The organism is Paracoccus sp. (in: a-proteobacteria), from assembly GCF_030536915.1.
GTDB lineage: Bacteria > Pseudomonadota > Alphaproteobacteria > Rhodobacterales > Rhodobacteraceae > Paracoccus.
The window spans coordinates 1-4,009 of the sequence record NZ_JAUNPC010000141.1 but is presented as its reverse complement, the minus strand read 5'-3'; the positions used below and the strand labels follow the sequence as shown (position 1 = coordinate 4,009).

Here is a 4,009-nt window from a genome sequence, read left to right as displayed (position 1 = left end):
GAAGGTGGCGGGTCAAGGGACAGGCCGCCCCGGAGATCGCGCCCTGCGGGAGTGCTGCAGGCTTCGCTGTGCCGGATGGAAGGCGTGGCCGGGGCGGGACGCCGCGTGGACGGGGACAGCCGCGCCCCCTGAATCGGGCCAAGGGGCTCGCCGCAGGCCGCCACCGCCGCGATCCATGCCTCGGGGGCGTCGGGAAAGCGCCCGCGCAGCCGGGCGGCCCGCGCCTCGGCCTCGGTTTCCCGCCGGTCCAGCACGCGCGCCACCCGCCGCAGAAGCCGCGACAGACGACGGCGCAGCGGGATGCGGGGGCGCATGGCTCAGACCCGCTCGAGCTGGTCGAAGGACAGGCGCAGCAGTTCCACCGCCACCTCGCGCCCCAGCGCGTCCAGCGGCGCGCCCTGCCATTCGCAGGGCCAGGCGTTGAACAGGTTCCAGCGCAGCGCCTCGGTGGTGCCGTCGCTGTCCAGCATCATCACCGACACGTTGCGCCGCTCGACCCGGCCCTGGATGGTGGCCTGCATCCAGGTCCACAGCTCGGCATCCCGGATCAGGCCGTAGCGCAGCGTCACCTCGGCGTAATCGACCGGCCCCGGCATGGTCCGCACGATCTGGCCGATGCCGCCCTCGCGGTAGCGGATCGGGTGGACCCGGACGCCGAGGCCGCTGACCTCGGTGAAATGCCCCCGCGCCACGCCCGGAATCTCCAGCCGGAACTGGAAGTTCCGCATCGGGTCGGGGCTTTGGGTGCCTTGGGTGGTGTCCGTCTCTGGCATGGCGGGTTCCTTCGCGGGTCAGGGCATCTCGGCGCTGGTCTGGCCGATGCGGAAGATCACGAATTCGGCGGGGCGCACCGGGGCCATCCCGACCTCGATCACCACGCGCCCGGCGGCGATCTCGTCAGGGGTGTTGGTCTCGGCGTCGCATTTGACGAAGAAGGCCTGTTCCGGCGTCGCCCCCTGCAGGGCGCCGTTCCGCCATAGCAGCGTCAGGAACGCCCCCACGTCGCGGCGGATGCTTTTCCACAGCCGTTCGTCATTCGGCTCGAACACCACCCATTGGGTGCCGCGGCGGATGCTTTCCTCGACCATGATGAACAGGCGCCGCACCGGGACATAGCGCCATTCGCTGGCCGAGGGCGCGAGGGTGCGCGCCCCCCACAGCACGATCCCCCGCCCGGTGAACATGCGGATGACGTTGACGCCCCCGGGGTTCAGCACCGCCTGCTCGGCATCCGTCAGCCGCTGCGACAGCCCCAGCGCCCCGCGCACGACCATGTTCGCCGGCGCCTTGAAGACGCCGCGCCGGGTGTCGTTCAGCGCGAACATCCCCGCGACATGGCCCGAGGGCGCCACCGTGACCAGCTTGCTGGAATCGAAGGGGTCGCGCACCACCAGATGCGGGAAGTAAAGCCCGCCGTGGCCGCGCTCGCTTTCGCGGGCGCGCTGGCCGCCCGGCTCTCCGTCCGGCTCGCCCGCCGGAAGGCTGGCCACGCGGATCAGCCGCGACAGGTCGGGGGCCTCGGCCGGGCCGTCGAGGATGGCAAAGCAGGTGCCCAGCAGCTCGCAATGGGTCAGCAGCAGGTCCTGGATGGCGGGGTCGGTCTCGTCGGGGGCGGCGATCATGGCGATCTCGTCCACCGCGGACAGCGCCCGCAGCCCCTCCTCGAAGCCGCGGCCGGGGCCGGTGTTCACCACCCAGGCCCGCCGTCCGCCGTTGAGGAAGAACCCCGAGACGGCGTGCGACAGCGGGGTGGAAACCCCCGCCTGCCCCCCGTAGATCCGCAGGAAGTCGCGCCAGTTGTTGACGGCCAGGGCCTCGCCCGGCCGGGCGCCCGCGTCGGGCGCAAGCCCGAGGAACGCGGCGGTGGTGGTGCCCACCTCCTCGATCGGCCGCGCCCCGGTCGAGACTTCCTCGACGTAAACGCCTGGTGTCAGATATTCGGGCATCTCGGCGATCCTCCCTTGCCCGCTGCGTTACCCGTCCCGGCCCGCGGCGCGCCGCGGCACCTCCTGGCTGCTTCTGAGAATGCGCTCTGTCACCGGAAGGGCGGGGGTGACGTCCCGCTGCCGCTCGACCGTCAGGACGAGATGCAGGCAGGGTCCGGGCGCGGGCCCATGGCGGGCCTGCGCCTCGGCCGGGGCCAGCAGGCGCAGGGGGCGGTGCCCGGTGCCGTCCGTGCCCGGAAGCCCGGGCGCCTCCAGCGCGGCGAATGCCAGGGCGCAGAGCAGCGCGTCGCCCGCCACCGCATCGGCCATCCGCACCGTCAGCCGGTAGGTCAGTTCGATCCTGAGCGTGCCGGCGCCGAAGGCGGCGGCGGGGTCGATGGCGACCAGCGCAAGGCTGACCCCCTCGGGCGGCCTGTCCCCCGTTTCGCGCAGATGGACCTCGGCGCTGCCGGCATGTTGCCGCACCCAGTCGATCAGCGCTTCAACGGGCATCGCGGCGACTCCTCCCCGAAACCGAAGCTCAGCGTAAGTTTACCAGATTTCGGCGGTCTTCACACGCGCGGATTGCAGGAAGCGGGCGATTTCCTCAGCCCGCGGTGCTGCGGATCGCCCGCAGGATCGAGCCGAGCGCGCCCACCAGCAGCACCAGCATCCAGACCGTCCCCACCACCGCCGAGATCAGCGCCGCCAGCACATCGGCGATGGCCGCCACCACGCCGGGAACGAAGCCGATCAGCAGCCCGGTCAGAAAGGTCAGCCCGACCGACAGCCCCAGCAGCACCAAGAGCCCCCTGTTCTTCAGCAGCGCCGGGGTGGCCACCATCAGAAGCGCGATGCCGACCAGCTTGAAGGTCATCAGCAGCGCCAGCACCGCCCGCGCCGCGCCCGCCGGAAAGGTGCCCCATGCGGCCAGGTAGACGGCGGTGCCGAAGGGAAAGGCCAGAAGCAGCGAGACCATCAGGACCAGCAGCGTCAGCGCGGCGAAGATCAGCATGAGCCCTGCCAGCAGGCCGAAGACCGACAGCACAAGGGTGACGAAGCCCTGCAGCTTCGCAAGCTGCCCCATGGGCCGGATGATCTCGACCGCCATCAGCGCCAGCGTCCAGCCAAGCGCCAGGTCGATCAGCCCCAGCATGCGGATGCCCCATCCGGGGGCGCTGTCCGACCCCGCCAGGGCCATGCTGCCCAAGCCTGCGCCGAGCGCAAGTTCGCCCAGGATCGCCATCGCAAAGGCGAAAAGCCCAAGGCAGAAGATGCCGATCCTTGTCGCGTCCATCCGGCTGGTCCGACCACAGGCGACCCTGTCCAAGAATAGACCCGCATGGCCCTTCTGCCAAGCGGCTGCCGCAGGGGGCAGCGGGCAGAAGCATCCGGGCGCGCGGGAATTGCGGGAATTGTTGCGGAAAGGATTCCGTAACAATTCCCGGTTTCCCCAAGACAGGGATTGTCGGAAAAAGGCAGATGGGCGCAAGGGTGATCCGGTCGGTCCGGCAGCGGTAAATTGCGGCGCTCATTCCCTGAAAGATCCTGTTCACGCGTATCTCGGAAGCAGAATCCGGTCCAGGTCAAGGCTTTTCAGGGCAGAATCACATAAGCGCTGCTTGTCGCCTTGAGGTTGATCATATTTGTCTGAATGGACTGCCGGTTGTAGAGGCTGCCATCTTGCCACGCCCGGATGTCCGGGACCGGCGGACAGCAGTGTGGCAGACAACTTCAGCAAGCATTCTGAGATCAAATATTCGTGATGACAGGAACTAAACTGCTATAATCGGCAGGAAAATACAGCCGGAAGCTGTGATCTCAAAATCCTGTGAGGATCATGACTCCTGACCTTGGAAATATAAGAAAAATCCCTTCTCAACTTCCCGAGCTGCAGTCATTTGCACGGACATAAGAATCTTTCCGGTTGTTTTCTGCACTCACTCTGACGGTTGCATCGTTAATGCAGAACTCGCCTTATCCGAAAGAAGACATCGGGCGGACCCTCAAAGCACATGTTGCAAAAAAAACGGGCATGAACGCTGATGCGCGGGACATATCCGTTGCTTTACCCATGGGAGGGG

General features: G+C 67.8%; 5 protein-coding genes. All 5 read right to left on the bottom strand.

Features of this window, described 5'->3' with window-relative positions; translation table 11 throughout:
* Window positions 1–314 (bottom strand): hypothetical protein (locus Q4F04_RS14740; RefSeq protein WP_303370556.1); only part of this gene is annotated, 314 nt, incomplete at its 3' end.
* A 3-nt stretch (window positions 315–317) separates the two neighbouring features.
* Window positions 318–773, bottom strand: a complete 456-nt coding sequence (locus Q4F04_RS14735) for a phage tail protein (protein WP_303370555.1) — start codon at window positions 771–773, stop codon at window positions 318–320.
* Between the two features lie 18 nt (window positions 774–791).
* A complete protein-coding gene (locus tag Q4F04_RS14730; protein WP_303370554.1) occupies window positions 792–1,946 on the bottom strand; it encodes a phage tail sheath family protein in 1,155 nt (384 codons plus the stop codon).
* Window positions 1,947–1,973: 27 nt separating this feature from the next.
* Window positions 1,974–2,438: a hypothetical protein gene (locus Q4F04_RS14725; protein ID WP_303370553.1), complete on the bottom strand. Its 465-nt coding sequence runs from the start codon at window positions 2,436–2,438 to the stop codon at window positions 1,974–1,976.
* Window positions 2,439–2,532: 94 nt separating this feature from the next.
* Entirely contained in the window at window positions 2,533–3,222 is a 690-nt protein-coding gene (locus Q4F04_RS14720) for a hypothetical protein (protein WP_303370552.1), read from the bottom strand.
* Between the last annotated feature and the right edge of the window lie 787 nt (window positions 3,223–4,009).

What these genes read in the sequence shown, in the direction of transcription:
- Q4F04_RS14735 (WP_303370555.1), bottom strand. Translation starts at nt 773, where the DNA reads ATGCCAGAGACGGACACCACCCAAGGCACCCAAAGCCCCGACCCGATG.
- Q4F04_RS14730 (WP_303370554.1), bottom strand. Translation starts at nt 1,946, where the DNA reads ATGCCCGAATATCTGACACCAGGCGTTTACGTCGAGGAAGTCTCGACC.
- Q4F04_RS14725 (WP_303370553.1), bottom strand. Translation starts at nt 2,438, where the DNA reads ATGCCCGTTGAAGCGCTGATCGACTGGGTGCGGCAACATGCCGGCAGC.
- Q4F04_RS14720 (WP_303370552.1), bottom strand. Translation starts at nt 3,222, where the DNA reads ATGGACGCGACAAGGATCGGCATCTTCTGCCTTGGGCTTTTCGCCTTT.